Annotated in this window: 17 protein-coding genes; 11 read left to right on the top strand and 6 right to left on the bottom strand. The window is 72.3% G+C overall.

Features of this window, described 5'->3' with window-relative positions:
* Positions 1–22 precede the first annotated feature (22 nt).
* Positions 23–556: a DUF6542 domain-containing protein gene (locus tag DNK56_RS24105; protein WP_111339541.1), complete on the top strand. Its 534-nt coding sequence runs from the start codon at positions 23–25 to the stop codon at positions 554–556.
* Between the two features lie 27 nt (positions 557–583).
* On the opposite strand, the gene ppgK is transcribed toward DNK56_RS24105, so the two are convergent.
* Together ppgK and DNK56_RS24095 are read right to left on the bottom strand one after the other, a co-directional pair.
* Positions 584–1,336, bottom strand: coding sequence for a polyphosphate--glucose phosphotransferase (gene ppgK / locus DNK56_RS24100; protein ID WP_111337944.1), 753 nt, complete (start codon positions 1,334–1,336; stop codon positions 584–586).
* Between the two features lie 36 nt (positions 1,337–1,372).
* On the bottom strand, positions 1,373–2,383 hold the full coding sequence (locus DNK56_RS24095) for a 4-hydroxy-3-methylbut-2-enyl diphosphate reductase (RefSeq protein ID WP_199563639.1): 1,011 nt from the start codon (positions 2,381–2,383) through the stop codon (positions 1,373–1,375).
* 93 nt (positions 2,384–2,476) lie between these two features.
* Here DNK56_RS24095 and DNK56_RS24090 point away from each other — a divergent pair, with 93 nt between their 5' ends.
* The 4 genes from DNK56_RS24090 (at position 2,477) to DNK56_RS24075 (ending at position 6,339) form a co-directional block, all read left to right on the top strand.
* Positions 2,477–3,847 carry an APC family permease gene (locus DNK56_RS24090; protein ID WP_111337942.1) on the top strand — a complete coding sequence of 457 codons (1,371 nt, stop codon included), beginning with the start codon at positions 2,477–2,479 and terminating at the stop codon, positions 3,845–3,847.
* 128 nt (positions 3,848–3,975) lie between these two features.
* Positions 3,976–5,187 carry an exodeoxyribonuclease VII large subunit gene (xseA, locus tag DNK56_RS24085; RefSeq protein WP_111337941.1) on the top strand — a complete coding sequence of 404 codons (1,212 nt, stop codon included), beginning with the start codon at positions 3,976–3,978 and terminating at the stop codon, positions 5,185–5,187.
* Positions 5,188–5,335: 148 nt separating this feature from the next.
* Entirely contained in the window at positions 5,336–5,587 is a 252-nt protein-coding gene (locus DNK56_RS24080; protein ID WP_111337940.1) for an exodeoxyribonuclease VII small subunit, read from the top strand.
* A 161-nt stretch (positions 5,588–5,748) separates the two neighbouring features.
* Positions 5,749–6,339, top strand: coding sequence for a malonic semialdehyde reductase (locus tag DNK56_RS24075; protein ID WP_111337939.1), 591 nt, complete (start codon positions 5,749–5,751; stop codon positions 6,337–6,339).
* Positions 6,340–6,423: 84 nt separating this feature from the next.
* Here the strand turns inward: DNK56_RS24075 and DNK56_RS24070 are convergent, their stop codons facing one another.
* Positions 6,424–6,942, bottom strand: coding sequence for a DUF4245 domain-containing protein (locus DNK56_RS24070; RefSeq protein WP_111337938.1), 519 nt, complete (start codon positions 6,940–6,942; stop codon positions 6,424–6,426).
* A 143-nt stretch (positions 6,943–7,085) separates the two neighbouring features.
* Between DNK56_RS24070 and glpX the strand changes: the two genes are divergently transcribed.
* On the top strand, positions 7,086–8,117 hold the full coding sequence (gene glpX / locus DNK56_RS24065; RefSeq protein WP_111337937.1) for a class II fructose-bisphosphatase: 1,032 nt from the start codon (positions 7,086–7,088) through the stop codon (positions 8,115–8,117).
* 111 nt (positions 8,118–8,228) lie between these two features.
* On the opposite strand, the gene DNK56_RS24060 is transcribed toward glpX, so the two are convergent.
* Together DNK56_RS24060 and DNK56_RS24055 are read right to left on the bottom strand one after the other, a co-directional pair.
* On the bottom strand, positions 8,229–8,600 hold the full coding sequence (locus tag DNK56_RS24060) for a WhiB family transcriptional regulator (RefSeq protein ID WP_111337936.1): 372 nt from the start codon (positions 8,598–8,600) through the stop codon (positions 8,229–8,231).
* Positions 8,601–8,776: 176 nt separating this feature from the next.
* Complete coding sequence (locus tag DNK56_RS24055; RefSeq protein WP_111337935.1) at positions 8,777–9,457, bottom strand: DUF1707 SHOCT-like domain-containing protein; 681 nt, start codon at positions 9,455–9,457, stop codon at positions 8,777–8,779.
* A gap of 162 nt (positions 9,458–9,619) precedes the next feature.
* On the opposite strand from DNK56_RS24055, the gene DNK56_RS24050 reads away from it, so the two are divergent.
* The 3 genes from DNK56_RS24050 (at position 9,620) to DNK56_RS24040 (ending at position 14,379) form a co-directional block, all read left to right on the top strand.
* Entirely contained in the window at positions 9,620–11,287 is a 1,668-nt protein-coding gene (locus DNK56_RS24050) for a fumarate hydratase (RefSeq protein WP_199563640.1), read from the top strand.
* Positions 11,288–11,437: 150 nt separating this feature from the next.
* A complete protein-coding gene (locus tag DNK56_RS24045) occupies positions 11,438–12,634 on the top strand; it encodes an MFS transporter (protein ID WP_111339539.1) in 1,197 nt (398 codons plus the stop codon).
* 407 nt (positions 12,635–13,041) lie between these two features.
* A complete protein-coding gene (locus DNK56_RS24040; protein WP_111337933.1) occupies positions 13,042–14,379 on the top strand; it encodes a M18 family aminopeptidase in 1,338 nt (445 codons plus the stop codon).
* An 84-nt stretch (positions 14,380–14,463) separates the two neighbouring features.
* On the opposite strand, the gene DNK56_RS24035 is transcribed toward DNK56_RS24040, so the two are convergent.
* Positions 14,464–15,987, bottom strand: a complete 1,524-nt coding sequence (locus tag DNK56_RS24035; protein ID WP_111337932.1) for a ricin-type beta-trefoil lectin domain protein — start codon at positions 15,985–15,987, stop codon at positions 14,464–14,466.
* 114 nt (positions 15,988–16,101) lie between these two features.
* On the opposite strand from DNK56_RS24035, the gene DNK56_RS24030 reads away from it, so the two are divergent.
* Both DNK56_RS24030 and fomD read left to right on the top strand, forming a co-directional pair.
* The gene (locus DNK56_RS24030) at positions 16,102–17,517 is read left to right on the top strand and encodes a class II fumarate hydratase (RefSeq protein ID WP_111337931.1); all 1,416 of its coding nucleotides are present in this window, start codon (positions 16,102–16,104) and stop codon (positions 17,515–17,517) included.
* Between the two features lie 44 nt (positions 17,518–17,561).
* Positions 17,562–18,269: a cytidylyl-2-hydroxypropylphosphonate hydrolase gene (gene fomD, locus DNK56_RS24025; protein ID WP_111337930.1), complete on the top strand. Its 708-nt coding sequence runs from the start codon at positions 17,562–17,564 to the stop codon at positions 18,267–18,269.
* Positions 18,270–18,388 lie beyond the last annotated feature (119 nt).

Below are 18,388 nucleotides of genomic sequence, written 5' to 3'. Positions count from 1 at the left end.
GGGGGCCCTCGGGTACCGGGTGATGAGCGCCCCCGCCGGTCGCGGCGAGAGGCCGGTGTCCCCCGTCGTGCTCGCCCTGCGCCGGCTGCCCAACCCCCGGCTGACCGGGATCGGCGCCGGGCTCTTCGCGGCTGCCGCGATGTTCCTGATCGGCTGCCTGGACTGGTTGCTGTTCGACGAGTCGGCGGCCGTCTTCGGCGTGCTGTTCCTTCCCGTCAGCGCCCTGGCCGCGCTCTGGGTGCGGCCGGCGGACCTGGTGACCGCGCCGATCTGCGTGCCCATCGCCTTCGCGATCGGCATCGCCCCCATCTCCGGGGGCACCGGTGGTTTCGGCGGCCGGACGATGGCCGTCGTCACGGCGCTCGCCGTGCACGCGGGCTGGCTGTACGGGGGAACCCTCGTCGCGGGCCTCATCGCGACCGTACGCAAGGTGCGGCTGATGCGGGCCCGGCAGCGGCGCATGCTGCTGGCCGCCCAGACGGCCCGGCCCGCGGGGCCCGCGTCACCGGCCCCCCGCGCGACGGCCCGGGCCCCACGCCGCCCCTCGCAGCGCTAGGCCCCTGGAGCCCCCGCGCCGCGTCACTCAGCCCGGAGCGTCCCCGGCGGCCTTGGCCGCCATCGCCGCGCCCACGATTCCCGCGTTGTTCTGCAACTCCGCCGGGACCATTTCCGCCCGGATGTGTTCGATCAGAGGCAGGAACTTGTCCGCCTTGCGGCTGATTCCGCCACCGATGATGAACAGTTCGGGCGAGAACAGCATCTCCACGTGCGCCAGGTACTTCTGTACGCGGCGCGACCAGTGGTGCCAGCTCAGGTCCTCGTCCTCCTTGGCCCTCGTGGAGGCGTGCTTCTCCGCGTCGTGGCCGTGGAGCTCCACGTGGCCCAGTTCCGTGTTGGGGACGAGGTTGCCGTCGGTGAAGACCGCGCTCCCGATCCCCGTACCGAAGGTCAGCACGATCACCGTGCCCTTGCGGCCCCGGCCGGCGCCGAACGTCATCTCGGCGATGCCCGCCGCGTCGGCGTCGTTGAGCACGGTGACGGGGAGGCCCAGCCGGTCGCCGAGCAGGGTGCGGGCGTCCAGGTCGATCCAGCCCTTGTCCACGTTGGCCGCGGTACGGGTCAGGCCGCCCGTGACGACGCCCGGGAAGGTGATCCCGACCGGGCCCTTCCAGTCGAAGTGGCCGACCACCTCGGCCACGCACCCGGCCACGTCGTCAGGGGTGGCCGGGTGCGGTGTCAGTTCCTTGCGGCGCTCCCGCGCCAGGTCTCCGCGGTCCAGGTCCACGGGAGCACCCTTGATCCCGGACCCGCCGATGTCCACACCGAAGATCTCCATGTGATCCACGGTACGGGCAGCGGGCCCGCCGCGCCCCTACGCGACGCCCTCGGGGGACCCGCCGCCGTTGAGGGCCGCCGCCTCCGCGCGCAGGTCGCGGCGCAGCTCCTTGGGCAGCGAGAAGACGATCGACTCCTCGGCCGCCTTCACGATCTCGACGTCCTCGAAACCCCGCGCGGCCAGCCAGGCCAGCACGCCGTCCACCAGGACCTCGGGCACGGAGGCGCCGGAGGTGACGCCGACCGTGGAGACGCCGTCGAGCCATGCCTCGTCGATCTCGTCGGCGCCGTCCACCAGGTGGGAGGCGCCGGCGCCCGCGCCGAGGGCGACCTCGACCAGACGGACCGAGTTCGAGGAGTTCTTCGAGCCGACGACGATGACCAGGTCCGCGTCGGCGCCCATCTGCTTCACCGCGGTCTGGCGGTTCTGCGTGGCGTAGCAGATGTCGTCGCTGGGCGGCGAGATCAGCAGCGGGAACTTCTCCTTGAGGGCGCCGACCGTCTCCATCGTCTCGTCGACCGAGAGGGTGGTCTGGGAGAGCCAGACGACCTTCGACGGGTCGCGGACCTCGACGTTCGCGACGTCCTCGGGGCCGTCGACCAGGGTGATGTGGTCGGGGGCCTCGCCGGAGGTTCCGATGACCTCCTCGTGGCCCTCGTGGCCGATGAGGAGGATGTCGAAGTCCTCCTGCGCGAAGCGCACGGCCTCCTTGTGGACCTTGGTGACCAGCGGGCAGGTGGCGTCGATCGTGGCGAGCTTCCGCTCCGCCGCCTCCTGGTGCACGGTGGGGGCGACGCCGTGCGCCGAGAACATGACGATCGATCCCTCGGGGACCTCCGCCGTCTCCTCGACGAAGATCGCGCCCTTCTTCTCCAGGGTCTGTACGACGTACTTGTTGTGGACGATCTCGTGGCGCACGTAGACCGGGGAGCCGTACTGCTCCAGGGCCTTCTCCACGGCGATCACGGCACGGTCCACGCCCGCGCAGTAGCCACGGGGAGCGGCGAGGAGGACGCGTCGGGGAGTCGTAGCAGTCATGCGCCCCATCGTAACGGCCGGGAAAGTCCGTAAGGCCGTACCGAACAGGCGCCCGGCGTCCGGGGTCGCGAGACTGGACCCGACGCCAATCACGGAGGGCTCATGGCCGGCGGCGGTACGGATTCGGGCGGCGGTTCCACCGAACGCGCCCGGCTGCGGCGGACCCTCGGGTTCCGGGACCTGGTGGTCTACGGGCTGCTGTTCATCGCCCCCATGGCCCCGGTCGGGGTCTTCGGGACGCTGGACGCGAAGTCGGACGGGGCGGTCGCCCTGGTGTACGTGGCGGCGACGGTCGTGATGGCGTTCACCGCGTTCAGCTACGCGCAGATGGTGCGGGTCGCCCCGATGGCCGGTTCGGTGTTCGCGTACGCCCGCAAGGGGCTGGGCGAGGGGCCGGGTTTCGTCGCCGGGTGGATGGCGATGCTGGACTATCTGCTGATCCCGGCGGTGGCGTACCTCTTCTCGGGGATCGCGATGAACTCGCTGGTTCCCGGGGTCTCGCGGTGGGTATGGACGGCGCTCGCGGTGGTCCTGACGACCGCGCTCAACCTGTGGGGGGTGCGTGCGGCCGCGCGGGTGGGTTTCGCGGTGCTCGCGATGGAGATCGTGGTGCTGCTGGTGTTCGTGGTGTCCGCCGCGGTGGTGCTCGTACGGGACGGGGCGCAGCGGGGCTGGCTGACGCCGCTGACCGGGGACTCGGGGTTCTCCGCGTCGGCCGTGCTGGGCGCGGTGTCCGTGGCGGTGCTCTCGTATCTCGGCTTCGACGCCATCGCCTCGTTCGCCGAGGAGGTGACGGGCGGCTCGGCGCAGGTGGCGCGGGCGGTGCTGTTCTGTCTGGTGCTGGCGGGCACGCTGTTCGTGGTGCAGGCGTATCTCGCCGCCCTGCTGGAGCCGATGAGCTCGGCGGAGCTGGCCGCCGATCCGGGGGCGCAGGGCGCGGCGTTCTACGACACGGTGGACGCGGCCGTGGGGACCTGGCTGCACGATCTGGTGGCGGTCAGCAAGGCGGTGGGGGCGGCGTTCGCGGCGCTGGCGGGGCAGGCGGCGGCCGGGCGGCTGGTGTTCGCGATGGCTCGTGAGCGGCGGCTGCCCGGGGTGCTGGCGCGGGTGGACGCCCGGTCCGGGGTGCCGAGGGTGGCGATCGTGGTCGCCGCCGTCGTGACGCTGGTGGCGGCGGTGTGGGCGGCCCGGCGCGACGACGGGCTGGACCATCTGGTGTCGGTCGTGGACATCGGGGCGCTGACGGCGTTCGTGCTGCTGCACGCGTCGGTGGTGGGGTGGTTCGTGGTGCGGCGCGGGGAGGGGCCGCCGAGCTGGTGGCGGCATCTGCTGGTGCCGGTGGTCGGTGCCGGGGTGCTGATCGCGGTGATCGTGGAGGCGACGGGGAGCTCGCAGGTGGTGGGCGCGTGCTGGCTGGTGGTGGGGCTCGCGGTGCTGCTGGTGCAGCGGAGGCGGGCGGACCTCGTCCCGTAGTGGCGTGACCCCGAAGTCCCCGTAATCGCGTAGTCCCGTAGGCGCGTAGTCCCGTGGGTGTGACGCCGTGGGTCCCGGGGGCTCGCGGGGCGGGTCCGTTGTCGGTGCGGGCCGTTACGCTCGCTCGCATGGCTCTCAACACTTCCCCGGAAGCGCCGCTGCCCGTCGGTGACGTGTCGCGGCTGATCGGCGGCTGGATCGACCGGCTCGGTTCGGTCTGGGTCGAGGGCCAGATCACCCAGCTGTCGCGGCGGCCGGGCGCCGGTGTGGTGTTCCTGACGCTGCGCGACCCGTCGCACGACATCTCGGTGAGCGTGACCTGTTTCCGGCAGGTGTTCGACCGGATCGCCGATGTCGTGTCGGAGGGCGCGCGGGTCGTCGTGCTCGCCAAGCCCGAGTGGTACGCGCCGCGCGGTCAGCTGTCGCTGCGGGCGACGGAGATACGGCCGGTCGGCATCGGCGAGCTGCTGGTGCGGCTGGAGCAGTTGAAGAAGTCGCTGGCCGCGGAGGGGCTGTTCGCCCTGGACCGCAAGAAGCCGCTGCCCTTCCTGCCGCAGCTGATCGGGCTCGTCTGCGGCCGGGCGTCGGCGGCCGAGCGCGATGTGCTGGAGAACGCCCGGCGCCGGTGGCCCGCCGTCCGCTTCGAGGTCCGCAACACCGCCGTGCAGGGGGTGCACGCGGTGAACCAGGTGGTCGGGGCGGTGCGGGAGCTGGACGCGATGCCGGAGGTCGATGTGATCGTCGTGGCGCGCGGCGGCGGCAGCGTCGAGGATCTGCTGCCGTTCTCGGACGAGGAACTGATCCGTACGGTGTCGGCCTGCCGTACGCCGGTGGTCTCGGCGATCGGGCACGAGCCGGACTCGCCGCTGCTGGACCTGGTCGCGGACGTACGGGCGTCCACGCCGACGGACGCGGCGAAGAAGGTCGTGCCGGACGTGGGCGAGGAGCTGGACCGGGTGCGGCAGCTGCGCGACCGGGCCCTGCGGACGGTACGGGGGCTGCTCGACCGGGAGGAGCGGGGGCTGGCCCATGCGCTGGGGCGGCCGTGCATGGAGCATCCGCAGCGGATGGTGGACGAGCGCGAGGCGGACGTCGACGCGCTGGCGGGCCGGGCCCGCCGGGTCCTGGGCCATCTGCTGGACCGGGCCGACTCGGAGCTGGCCCACACCCGCGCCCGGGTGCTCGCGCTGTCGCCCGCCGCGACCCTGGAGCGCGGGTACGCGGTGCTCCAGCGCGCCGACGGACACGTGGTCCGCGATCCCGCGGACGCGGGCGCGGCCGGGGAGCCGCTGCGGGCCCGCGTGTCGGGGGGCGAGTTCGCGGTGCGGGTCGCGGAGTAGGAACCGGCGGACCTCTCCGCCAGGGGGGCGGACCCTCCGCCAGGGGGCGGACCCTCGCCGGGGGCGCCCCTCCCAGGGGCCCGACCCCCGTCAGGACGACGTACAGGCCGGCACGGACCGGCGCAGGCCGATGCATAGGGTGGATCACATGACGGACGACGCAACGGCGACCGCCGCCGCGGACAGCACGCTCGGGTACGAGCAGGCGCGCGACGAGCTGATCGAGGTGGTGCGCCGCCTGGAGGCCGGCGGGACCTCGCTGGAGGAGTCCCTCGCGCTGTGGGAGCGGGGCGAGGAGCTGGCGAAGGTGTGCCGGCACTGGCTGGAGGGCGCCCGCGCCCGGCTGGACGCGGCGCTGGCGGGCCCGAAGGCGGACGGCCGGGGCCCGGACGCGGGCTGAGCGAAGCCCGGTCGGGCTTATTCCGGTGACCCGGCGTGAGCCTCCCCACTCCTCAGTTAGTTGAAAGTTAATGCACTTTCCCCGTACGGTGATCGACGTCGCCCGGCCCCCCGTGGCCGCGGCCCGATCCCCCCGCGTACGTCCGGAAGGTAACTCGCACGATGTCCCTCGTTCTTGACCCCGCCGCCCAGGACCTCCTCTTCCGTGAGGCCCGCACCGCCAACACGTTCACCGACGAGCCGGTGAGCGACGAGCAGGTCCAGGCCATCTACGACCTGGTCAAGTACGGCCCGACCGCCTTCAACCAGTCGCCGCTGCGCGTCGTGCTGGTGCGTTCGGAGGACGCCCGCGGGCGCCTCGTCAAGCACATGGCCGAGGGCAACCAGGCCAAGACCTCGACCGCCCCGCTGGTCGCGATCCTGGCCGCCGACAACGAGTTCCACGAGGAGCTCCCGGGCCTGCTGCCGCACTTCCCGCAGGCCAAGGACATGTTCTTCTCGGAGCGCCCGGTCCGCGAGTCCGCCGCCTCGCTGAACGCCGCGCTCCAGGCCGCGTACTTCATCATCGGCGTGCGCGCCGCCGGCCTGGCCGCCGGCCCGATGACCGGCTTCGACGCCGCGGGCATCGAGAAGGAGTTCCTCGACGGCGACCACAGCCTGCTGATGGTCGTCAACATCGGCAAGCCGGGCGAGGACGCCTGGTTCCCGCGTCTGCCGCGCCTCGCCTACGACGAGGTCATCCAGACCGTCTGAACCCCGTCCGCCGACACGGACACCACGCGGGGAGGCCCCCGGAGCGGTTCGCTCCGGGGGCCTCCCCGTATGTGTGCGCGGGCGTCAGGAGGTCCTGAGCGCCGCGGCCATCTCCGCCAGCCGCTCCGGCGGCGCAGAGCCGGTCACCACGGTCGTGGCGCCGTCCTCCTCGCGCACCAGCGCGTCGTACTTCGGGCCCTCCCAGCGCCGCCAGGTCTTCCCCGCGACCTCCTGCGTGCGCCCGGTGTCCTCGGCCTTCTGGCTCACCCGGCTGACATAGGCCCTGGCCGGGGAGGTGGACTGCTCGACCGCGACGTACCTGCCGTCCGGGTCGAGGAAGCCCAGGTGCCAGCTGTTGCCCCCGGGCCCGTCGTACGTCACCGACGTGGGCTTCCAGCCCTCGGGCAGGCCGCTGGGGGCCGCCACCGGGTACGGCGCGGCGCGCCGCGCCGTCGCGAGTTCGACGCGGTAGTCGACCGCCTTGACCGGGTCGCCGGAGTCGTCGTGCGGAATGAAGATGTAGACGACACCCGACACGGCGGCGATCGCCAACAACGACAGGATCATGTCCCGGACGGTCTGCTTGCCTCGCTTGCTTGCCACGGGTCCATCGTCGCATCAGCCCCCGCGCGGCCGAATCGGGGGCCACCCCGCTCAAACGTGACCCGGTCTGCTCATTTTATCGGCCTGGCGATAGAGTCAGATCACCCTCATCCGGTCGTCGCCGTACAGAAAGGTGCGCTCCGATGTCCGAGCATCATCTGCCGTCCCCACTGGAGGTCTCCCCGGAGGCCCCCGACCGCAACCTCGCGCTGGAGCTGGTCCGGGTCACCGAGGCCGCCGCCATGGCCGCCGGGCGCTGGGTCGGCCGCGGGGACAAGATCGGGGCCGACGGCGCCGCGGTGAACGCCATGCGGACCCTCGTCTCCACCGTCTCCATGAACGGCGTCGTCGTCATCGGTGAGGGCGAGAAGGACGAGGCGCCCATGCTGTTCAACGGCGAGCACGTGGGCGACGGCACCGGGGCCGAGGTGGACATCGCCGTGGACCCGATCGACGGCACGACGCTGAACGCCAAGGGCATGCCGAACGCGATCGCCGTCCTGGCCGCCGCCGACCGGGGCGCGATGTTCGACCCGTCCGCCGTCTTCTACATGGACAAGCTGGTCACCGGCCCCGAGGCGGCCGACTTCGTGGACATCAACGCCCCCGTGTCGGCGAACATCCGCCGGGTCGCGAGGGCGAAGAACTCCACGCCCGAGGACGTCACGGTCGTCGTCCTGGACCGTCCCCGCCACGAGGGCATCGTCAAGGAGATCCGGGAGACCGGCGCCCGGATCAAGTTCATCTCCGACGGCGACGTGGCCGGGTCGATCATGGCCGCCCGCGAGGGCACCGGCGTGGACCTGCTGATGGGCGTCGGCGGCACGCCGGAGGGCATCATCTCGGCCTGCGCCATAAAGTGCCTCGGCGGTGTGATCCAGGGCAAGCTGTGGCCGAAGGACGAGGCGGAGCGCCGGCGCGCCCTGGACGCCGGGCACGACCTGGACCGGGTGCTGTCCACGGACGACCTGGTCGGCGGGGACAACGTGTTCTTCGTGGCGACCGGGATCACGGATGGCGAGCTGATGCGCGGCGTGCGCTACCGCTCGGAGACGGCGACCACCGAGTCCATCGTGATGCGATCCAAGTCCGGCACCATCCGGACCATCAGTTCCACCCACCGGCTGTCGAAGCTGCGCGCCTACAGCGCCATCGACTTCGACCGCGCGAAGTAGCGGCCGGGGCCCGTCCCCCGGTCCGCGGTCGCGCGTCCGCCCGAAGAGGCGCCCCCCATGTGCGGTGGGGGCGCCTCTTCGTATGTGCGGGGGGCAGGCCGGGGCAGGCGGTCAGCCGGCCGCCGCGATCCGGCCGGTGGCGCCCGACGCCTTCAGTTCCACATCGCGCCGCCTGCGCCGGGCCAGCGCCACACGGCGCTCGGCGGCCGTGAGGCCGCCCCACACCCCGTACGGCTCGGGCTGCATCAGGGCGTGCTCGCGGCACTCCACCATCACGGGGCAGCGCGCGCAGACCCGCTTGGCGGACTCCTCGCGCGAGAGGCGGGCGGCGGTCGGCTCCTTCGACGGGGCGAAGAACAGCCCGGCCTCGTCCCGGCGGCACACCGCCTCCGAGTGCCAGGGGCCGGCCTGGTCCTCCCGAGCGGGGACCCGCTGCGGTGGGACGGCGGCGACCTGCAGGGGCTGAGGCGGCAGTTGCAGCACGGTCCACTCCTGACGACGGCTTCGCGAGCGAGATGCGATGCAGCAGTCCCTACCCGCTGTGCGTGTGCCTATGCACTGAGTGGTACTCAAGTCCGCCCCGCGCAATTGCGGTCGAGCCCCTTTTCGGCCGGAAAGAATCGCTGCCGAAAGCCGCCGAAACGCCTGGCCGAATGCCGTCAGTGGTCGAGGTGCTTACCGAGGTGCTTGCGCACCCGGTCCTGGAGGTCGGCGATGAACTTGCCGCGCTTCGGCTTCGCCTCGACGCTGCCGAACACCGCGTATCCATTGACGACGACCACCGGCGCCTCGGGGTCGGCGGATTCCAGGGTGCGGACTTCGAAACTGCCGAAAATACCCGTTCCGCTGCCGCGCATGGAGATGTTCTCGGGCACCCGGATGTCGACGCTGCCGAAGACGGAGGTCGCGTTGATCACCGTCAGACGCTGGCCGAAAAGAGCCTCCGTCAGATCGATTTCCACACTGCCGAAAAGCGAGAAGGCGTTGGTACGGGCGCCCACCCGCCAACGGCCCTTGCGCGTCGAGCTGCTGAAGATCGCCACCAGGTTCTCGGCGGGGCCGGACGCCGGCTCGGGGCCGTAGGCGTACGGGGAGGCGGTCGCGCCACCGGGCGCCGGGGCCGGCGCCGGCAGGTCCCGTACGAGCGGTTCCAGCTCGCCGACGGTCTTGGCGCGGTAGACGGAGTCGATCCGCTCCGCGTGCTCGTCGGCGGTCAGCCGGCCCTCGGCCAGCGCTTCCCGCAGGATGTCCGCGATCCGGTCGCGGTCCGCGTCGGAGGCGCGGATGGCGTCGCCGTCCGCCGGTACGGTGGGCTGCTGGGGCTGCTTCTCGAGGTCCACCTCCCCAGCGTACCGAAACGCGATAGATCGCGACAGGGGCCGTACGGCGTGCCGCACGGTGAGCCCTACCTCACAAGCCCGGCGCTCCCGGCGCGTCCTACCCTGGTGGGTGCGCTGCCCAAGGGTGGTCAGCCACTGTCTGCCGAGTGAGGAATGGCCGTAATGCCAGAGTTTGCGTACTCCGATCTGCTCCCGCTGGGAGAGGACACCACGCCGTATCGTCTGGTCACCGCGGAGGGTGTGTCCACCTTCGAGGCCGACGGGCGTACGTTCCTCAAGGTCGAGCCGGAGGCGCTGCGCACCCTGGCCGCCGAGGCCATGCACGACATCTCGCACTACCTGCGGCCCGCGCATCTGGCGCAGCTGCGGCGGATCGTGGACGACCCCGAGGCGTCGTCCAACGACAAGTTCGTCGCGCTCGACCTGCTGAAGAACGCGAACATCGCCGCCGCGGGCGTGCTGCCCATGTGCCAGGACACCGGCACGGCGATCGTGATGGGCAAGCGCGGGCAGAACGTGCTGACGGCGGGCGGTGACGAGGAGGCCCTGTCGCACGGCATCTTCGACGCCTACACCAAGCTCAACCTGCGCTACTCGCAGATGGCCCCGCTGACCATGTGGGAGGAGAAGAACACCGGCTCCAACCTCCCCGCGCAGATCGAGCTGTACGCCACCGACGGCGGCGCGTACAAGTTCCTGTTCATGGCCAAGGGCGGCGGCTCGGCCAACAAGTCGTTCCTGTTCCAGGAGACGAAGGCGGTCCTCAACGAGACCTCCATGATGAAGTTCCTGGAGGAGAAGATCCGTTCGCTGGGGACCGCGGCCTGCCCGCCGTACCACCTGGCGATCGTCGTCGGCGGTACGTCCGCCGAGTTCGCGCTCAAGACCGCGAAGTACGCCTCCGCCCACTACCTGGACGAGCTGCCCGCCGAGGGCTCCCCCACCGGGCACGGCTTCCGGGACAAGGAGCTGGAGCAGAAGGTCTTCGAGCTGACGCAGAGGATCGGCATCGGCGCGCAGTTCGGCGGCAAGTACTTCTGCCACGACGTCCGCGTGGTGCGCCTGCCCCGGCACGGCGCCTCGCTGCCCGTCGCCATCGCCGTCTCCTGCTCGGCGGACCGCCAGGCCACCGCGAAGATCACCGCCGAGGGCGTCTTCCTGGAGCAGCTGGAGAAGGACCCGGCCCGCTTCCTGCCGGACACCACGGACGAGCAGCTGGAGAGCGAGGGCGACGTCGTCCGGATCGACCTGAACCGGCCGATGGACGAGATCCTCGCGGAGCTGACGAAGTACCCGGTCAAGACCCGGCTCTCGCTGACCGGTCCGCTGGTCGTGGCGCGCGACATCGCGCACGCCAAGATCAAGGAGCGCCTGGACGCGGGCGAGGAGATGCCGCAGTACCTCAAGGACCACCCGGTGTACTACGCGGGTCCGGCGAAGACCCCCGAGGGCTACGCCTCCGGCTCGTTCGGCCCGACGACGGCCGGCCGCATGGACAGCTACGTCGCGCAGTTCCAGGCGGCGGGCGGCTCCAAGGTCATGCTCGCCAAGGGCAACCGCTCCAAGCAGGTCACCGACGCGTGCGAGGCGCACGGCGGCTTCTACCTCGGCTCGATCGGCGGCCCGGCGGCCCGGCTGGCGCAGGACTGCATCAAGAAGGTCGAGGTCGTCGAGTACGAGGAGCTCGGCATGGAGGCGGTCTGGCGGATCGAGGTGGAGGACTTCCCGGCGTTCGTCGTCGTGGACGACAAGGGCAACGACTTCTTCACCGAGCCCGCTCCGGCGCCGACGTTCACCAGCATTCCGGTGCGCGGCCCCGGACTGGGCTGATTTCCGCGCCGCCGGAGGGGCTTTCCCCTCCGGCGGCGTCGCTTCTGCCGGGGGAGGGTGCACAGACGTATGCGGATTGCCTCCGCGCACGGGCGGGAAGGGGCCGGCGCCGCCGGGTCCCCGCGCGGCGAGCGCGTGTTCCGTCTGCTGGTGGCCGGGTACGCGGTCTCCTCGTACGGCACGTTCCTCAATATGGTGGCGCTCAATCTCTTCGTCTACGAGACGACGGGGCGGGCGCTGGCCATGGGGCTGTTCATGGCGGTCCGGCTGGGCGCCGGATTCCTCGCCGGTCTGGTCGCGGGGGCCCTGCTCGCGCGCCGGTCGGCGAAGAGCGTGCTGCTGTGGACGAATGTCGCGCAGGGCGCGGTGCTGGTGCCGCTGATCGCGGCGCCCGAGGGCTGGCGTACGCCGTCGCTGTTCGCCGTCTCCGTGGTGGCCGGGAGCTGCGGGACGCTGTTCATGGTGGCGCTGCGCAGCTCCGTACCGGAGATGGTGGGTGAGGAGCGGCGGGCCTGGGCGAACTCGCTCTCGGTGACCGGGCGTTCGCTGGCCATGGTGGCCGGGTTCGCCTCGGCGGGTGTCGTCGTCTCCCTGGTGGGGTACACCGCCGCGTTCGCCGTCGACCTGGGCACGTTCGCGGTGTGCGCGCTGACGGTGGCGCTGCTGCCGGTCGCGGGCGGCGGGAAGGGCCGGGACGCGGCGGTCGGCGAGCGGCCCGAGAAGGTGCGGCGCGGGCCGGTCGCGTTCGCGGCCCTTGCGGCGGTGCCGGGGCTGGGGCTGATGGTCGCGCTGCGCGGGGTGGACGCGCTGGGCTCCTCCTCGCACAACGCGGCGCTGCCGGTGTACTCGGCCGCGCTGGACGCCGCGCGCCCCGCGCTGTTCGTGAGCGCCTTCTGGTGCCTGTGGGCGGTCGGCAACATCGCGGCGCAGCAGGTGATCCAGCGGTACGGGCGGCGTACCGGCCGGTCCGCGGGCGCGGCGGCCTTCGGCTACGGCACCTGTGTCATGTCGGCGGCGTTCGTCCTGGCGTTCGCGGGGCTCCCGGCGGCGGCCGCGGCCGTCGTCGCGCTGGTCGCGGGCGCGGCGGACGGGCTGACCGAGGTGGCGTACACCTCGCATCTCCAGACCTTGCCGGCCGGGCCGCGCGCCCACGCCTTCGGGCTGTCCGCGACGGTGGAGAACCTGGGCTTCGGCGTGGGGATGATCGCCGTGGCGGCGGCCCTGGAGCACACGAGCCCGCTCGCGGTCGTCGGCTGGTCGCACGGCGCGGCCCTCGTCTTCGCGGTGGTCTTCCTCGTCCGTACGGCGATGACGCGCGCCCGGAGCACCGCCCCGTCGGTGCCGTAGCCCGCCCGCCCCGGCAGGAAACCGGGCTCTTACACGTACAGCGAATATCAGCCAATCTCGTGCGTTCGGCGCGGCAGCCGTCCGGCGGTGCCGGCCGGGTTCGCACCGAGCCGCCACGGACCGGGCCGGGGCCCCGGAGGCCCGGCCGCCCTCCCGCGCCGTCCGCGGCGCACCGCCGCTTTCGCGCACCGGGCCGCCTGCCGGACTTGCGGGGGACGGTGCACATGGGATGGGTTGTCCGGCGTTGCCGGAGAACTCCGCACCGCCGGGCGGCCGGCCCGGTGCCACCGACGGACGCCGCGCCCGCCGCCGTCCCCGCCCCTGCCGACCCCCTCACTCCGTTCGGCCGCCCACCCCCGTGCGGCCGCGCCACCCTCACCGTCCCACTCCGGAAAGGCGGACACCGCATGACGCCGGTCCCCCACCGCAGCCACGCCGACGACCTGCTCACCTTCATCGCCGCCAGTCCCTCGCCGTACCACGCCGTGGCGAGCGCGGTTCAGCGGCTGGAGAAGGCGGGCTTCCGGGAACTGCGCGGCACCGACGACTGGACGGGCGCGACGGGTGGCTCGTTCGTCGCCCGAGGGGGCGCGCTGATCGCCTGGTACGTTCCCGAACCGCTGCCCGCCCACACCCCGTTCCGGATCGTCGGCACCCACACCGACTCGCCGAACCTGCGGATCAAGCCCACCCCGGACACCGCGTCGGCGGGCTGGCGGCAGGTGGCGGTGGAGATCTACGGCGGGGTGCCGCTCAACACCTGGCTCGACCGCGATCTGGGCATCTCCGGCCGGCTCGCGCTGCGCGGCCCCGGCGGGACCGAGTCCCGGCTGGTGCAGATCGACGAACCGCTGCTGAGGGTGCCGCAGCTGGCGATCCATCTGGACCGCACGGTCAACGACGGCCTGGCCCTGGACCGGCAGCGCCACCTCGCCCCCGTCTGGTCGCTCGGCGCGGCCGAGGAGGGCGCGCTGCTGCGCCGGGTGGCGGAGGCCGCCGAGGCGGAGCCGGGTGACGTGCTGGGCTGGGACCTGATGCTGCACGATGTGCAGCCGCCCGGCTATCTGGGCGCGGAGCGGGAGTTCGTGGTGGCCTCGCGGCTGGACAACCTGGTGTCGGTGCACGCCGGGGTGACCGCGCTGACGGCGGCGGCGACGGCCGCCGAGCCGCCCGCGTACGTGCCGGTGCTGGCGGCCTTCGACCACGAGGAGGTCGGCAGCGGTTCGGACACGGGGGCGCAGAGCCCGTTGCTGGAGCGGGTGCTGAGCCGTTCGGTGACGGCGCGGGGCGGCAGCCCGGAGGACTGGTCGCGGGCGCTGGCCGGGGCGTACTGCGTCTCGGCGGACATGGCGCACGCGGTGCATCCCAACTACGCGGAGCGCCACGACCCCGGCCACCAGCCGCTGCCCAACGGCGGGCCGACGGTCAAGGTGAACGTCAACCAGCGGTACGCCACGGACTCGACGGGGATCGCGGTGTTCGCGTCCGCCTGCGAGCGGGCGGGGGCGCCGTGGCAGCCGTTCGTCTCGAACAACGCGATGCCGTGCGGGACGTCGATCGGCCCGCTCACCGCGGCCCGGCTGGGGGTGCCGACCGTCGATGTGGGCGTTCCGGGGCTCTCCATGCACTCGGCCCGTGAGCTGTGCGGGGTGGCGGACCCGGCCCATCTGGCGTCGATCCTGCGCGCGTTCATGACGTCGGACCGATCGGCCGGACCGATCGGCCGGACCGATCGGCGGGGCTGATCGGCGGGGTTCACGAGCGGAGTACGGGGAAGGGCCGGTGCGGCCCTTCCCCCTACCCGTGCGTGCGACAGGTCATGCGGCGGGTTACGCGAAGCGCTGCTTCGCGCTGCCGTCGCAGGTCTGCAGCCTCAGCGGGGCATGGGCGCCCGCGAGGGTCGCGCACAGGCCCGTCGCGGCGGCCGGGCGCAGGGTGCCCGCCTGGCGGACGAAGCGCTGGTTGGCGGCGCCGGAGCAGTTGTAGAGGATGAGCGAGGCGCCGGCCCGGTAGTCGGCGCCGGGGACGTCCAGGCAGCGGTCGTGGCTCAGGGCGGTGCGCAGGGTCCGGGTACCGAAGTCGTACCACCAGTCCTGGTTGCGTCCGCCGTGGCACTCCCAGCCGGTGACCCCGGTCTCGTTGCGGGTGACGGAGGCGGGGGCGTCCAGGCAGCTGGAGGTCGCCTCGCCGCGCACCGGCTCGAAGACGTCGTCCCAGGCGACCGGCTGGAGGACGGGCCGGCCGGTGCTCGCCGGGTCGGCGCAGCTCGCCTCGCGCAGGCCGGAGTCGTAGATCTGGGTCAGGCAGGAGGCGAAGGCTCCGTGCCCGGCCGCGTTGGGGTGGAAGGACTGGCGCACCGAGTTGGAGTCCGGCGGGAAGTGCGACAGGTCGATGTAGAGGCCGCGCGCCCAGGTGGACTCGCTGCACACCTCGTGGCCGTGGAAGAGCCGGGAGTTGTCCAGGTAGACGGCCCCGGTGTCGGCGGCCGCCTTGCGCATGCCCCGCTCGAAGGCGGGTACGGCGGCGTTGCGGCCCCAGGCGGCGTCGGAGTCGTACCCGGCGCAGCCGCCGGGAAGCTTGCCGGGGAAGTTCGGGTTGTCGTAGAAGTCCGGGCCGATGGGGCTCGGGTAGCCCATGACGACGAGCTTGTAGTCGCTGTTCGCGTAACCGGCGCCGGTCATCACGGTGCGCAGGTCGCGCACGGTCTTCTCGACCTTGGGGACGAGCCCGTCCACGCGGGCCTGCCAGCCGGGGGCGTACTTGGGCTCGCAGGTGCCCTGCGAGAGGACCCAGCGCGTGACGCAGTCCGTCATGACGGGCCCGAACTGGAGGTCGTCGTTGGCACCCGCCACCAGCACGATCATCTTGATGCGGGTGTTGCGCGCCTTGATGGCCAGGTTGTCGCTCTGGACCAGTTCGTCGGCGTACTGCTTGGAGCCGCCGATGACGATGTTTCCGGTGTACGCGCCGGAGCAGGAGACGTTGTACGTGACGTCGGCCGGTATTCCGGTGCGGTGGATGGCGGCGTCGGGCGAGCGGTGGCACCAGTTGTCGGGGCCGTTGGTGCCGGGTTCGTACGTGCCGACGCCCTCGCCGGATATCTCGCTGTCGCCGAGCGAGATGAGTCCGGTCTTGCGCTCGTCGAGCGGGCGCTCGGCCGGGTCGCCGTACAGCCGGGTGGCCTCCGCGGCGCGGATGGCCTCCAGTTCGGGCGGCAGGGGCGTCGATGCGGTACTGGTGGTACCGGGCTGGGCGGTGGCCGGTCCGGCTGCCGCGGTCATCCCGCCGAACGCGGCCGCGACGGCGGCCGCGGCCGCGACGGTACAGCGGATTCTGTGCCTGGTGCGCCTCATCGCGCCTCCCCTGGTTGTGGTTACCCCCGGTATTTACTGGTCGGTAGGCGACTTGGGAATACATGGAACAAGACAAGTGCTCATCTTTTTGGGCCGCTTCAAGGAGGTTGGACGATGACGGATCGGGGAACGGGCACCGGCCCGGACGAGGGCTTCCGCGTCGAGCACGACTCGATGGGCGAGGTCAGGGTGCCCGCGGACGCGAAGTGGCGCGCCCAGACCCAGCGGGCCGTGGAGAACTTCCCGGTCTCCGGGCAGCGGCTGGAGCGGGCCCACATCGAGGCGCTGGCGCGCATCAAGGCGGCGGCGGCCGGGGTCAACGCCGAACTGGGGGTGCTCGACCCGGACATCGCGCGGGCGATCCAGGAGGCGGCGGAGGAGGTCGCCGAGGGGCGCTGGGACGCGCACTTCCCCGTCGACGTCTTCCAGACCGGCTCGGGCACCTCTTCGAACATGAATACCAACGAGGTCCTGGCGACGCTCGCCGCGGAGCGCCTCGGCCGCGCGGTCCACCCCAACGACCACGTCAACGCCTCGCAGTCGTCCAACGACGTCTTCCCCTCCTCCATCCACATCGCCGCCACCGCCGCGGTCACCGCCGACCTGATCCCCGCCCTGGACCACCTCGCCGCCGCCCTGGAGCGCAAGGCGGCGGAGTTCGCCACGGTGGTGAAGTCCGGGCGCACCCATCTGATGGACGCCACGCCCGTCACCCTCGGCCAGGAGTTCGGGGGCTACGCCGCCCAGATCCGCTACGGCGTCGAACGGCTGCGCGCCTCGCTCCCCCGGCTCGCCGAACTCCCCCTCGGCGGCACCGCCGTGGGCACCGGCATCAACACCCCGCCCGGCTTCTCCGCCGCCGTGATCGCCGAGATCGCCCGCGCCACCGGGCTGCCGCTCACCGAGGCCCGGGACCACTTCGAGGCACAGGGCGCGCGGGACGGCCTGGTGGAGACCTCCGGCCAGCTGCGCACCGTCGCCGTCTCGCTCACCAAGATCTGCAACGACCTGCGCTGGATGGCCTCCGGACCGCGCACCGGGCTCGCCGAGATCTCGCTGCCCGACCTCCAGCCCGGCTCCTCGATCATGCCGGGCAAGGTGAACCCGGTCGTGCCCGAGGCGGTCCTGATGGTCGCCGCGCAGGTGACGGGGAACGACGCCACGGTCGCCGCCGCGGGCGCCGCCGGCAACTTCGAGCTGAACGTGATGCTCCCGGTCATGGCGAAGAACCTCCTGGAGTCCGTGCGGCTGCTCGCCAACGCCTCCCGGCTGCTCGCCGACCGCACGGTGGACGGCATCACCGCGCACGTGGAACGGGCCAGGGAGTACGCCGAGTCCTCGCCGTCCGTCGTCACCCCGCTGAACAAGTACATCGGCTACGAGGAGGCGGCCGAGGTCGCCAAGAAATCGCTCGCGGAACGCCGGACGATCCGTGAGGTCGTCCTGGAGTCCGGCTATGTGGAGCGCGGAGACCTGACCGAACAGCAGCTCGACGAGGCGCTGGACGTGCTGCGCATGACCCGTCCGTGACGGGCACCGTCGTGCGGGCGCGGCTCGCTCCGTAAGATCTCTCCATGACAGGTACCGGAGGGACCGCGCGCTGGGCGCCGGGTGACCAGATCCTGTGGCGTTACCGGGGCAACGGCCCCCGGCGGCCGGATTCCGCCGCTCACGCGTTCCACATCTGCCGCCCGGTCACCGTCGTCCAGGACACCGACGAACTGCTCGCGGTGTGGGTGGCGCCCGGCACTCAATGCGTCAAACCGGTCCTCGCCGACGGCACCGATGTACACGCCGAGCCGCTCGCCACCCGGTACACCGCACCCCGTACGACGGCCCATTCGCCCTGGCTGGGGAACGGGGTGCTGAAGCTCGCCCGACCCGGCGATCCGTGGTCCGTGTGGCTGTTCTGGGAGCGCGGCTGGCAGTTCCGCAGCTGGTACGTGAACCTGGAGGAACCGCGCACCAGATGGGCCGGAGGGGTCGATTCCGAGGACCACTTCCTCGACATCTCCGTCTACCCGGACCACAGCTGGCTGTGGCGCGACGAGGACGAGTTCGAGCAGGCCCAGCGGGTGGGCCTGATGTCGCCGGAGACGGCCCGCCGGGTCCGGGCGGCGGGGCTCGCGGCGGTCGCGCTGATCCGCGACTGGGGGTCGCCGTTCCGGGACGGCTGGGAGGACTGGCGGCCCGATCCGGCGTGGCGGGTGCCCGAACTGCCGGACGACTGGGACCGCCGTCCGGGCGGTTTCGACCGCACGGCTTCCGCCATGCCGTCGTGAGACCCTTGATGCACCCCAGGGGTGCAAACGTAGGATCGTCCCGAGGAGAGCGGCTGGGCCCCAACCGGCAGGCGGGGCGCAGAACCTGATCGCAAGTCATCGGCTCGTCGCACGAACCG

The sequence above is a fragment of the Streptomyces sp. AC1-42W genome (assembly GCF_003248355.1).
Taxonomy (GTDB): Bacteria; Actinomycetota; Actinomycetes; order Streptomycetales; family Streptomycetaceae; genus Streptomyces.
This window is presented reverse-complemented; position numbering and strand designations above follow the sequence as displayed.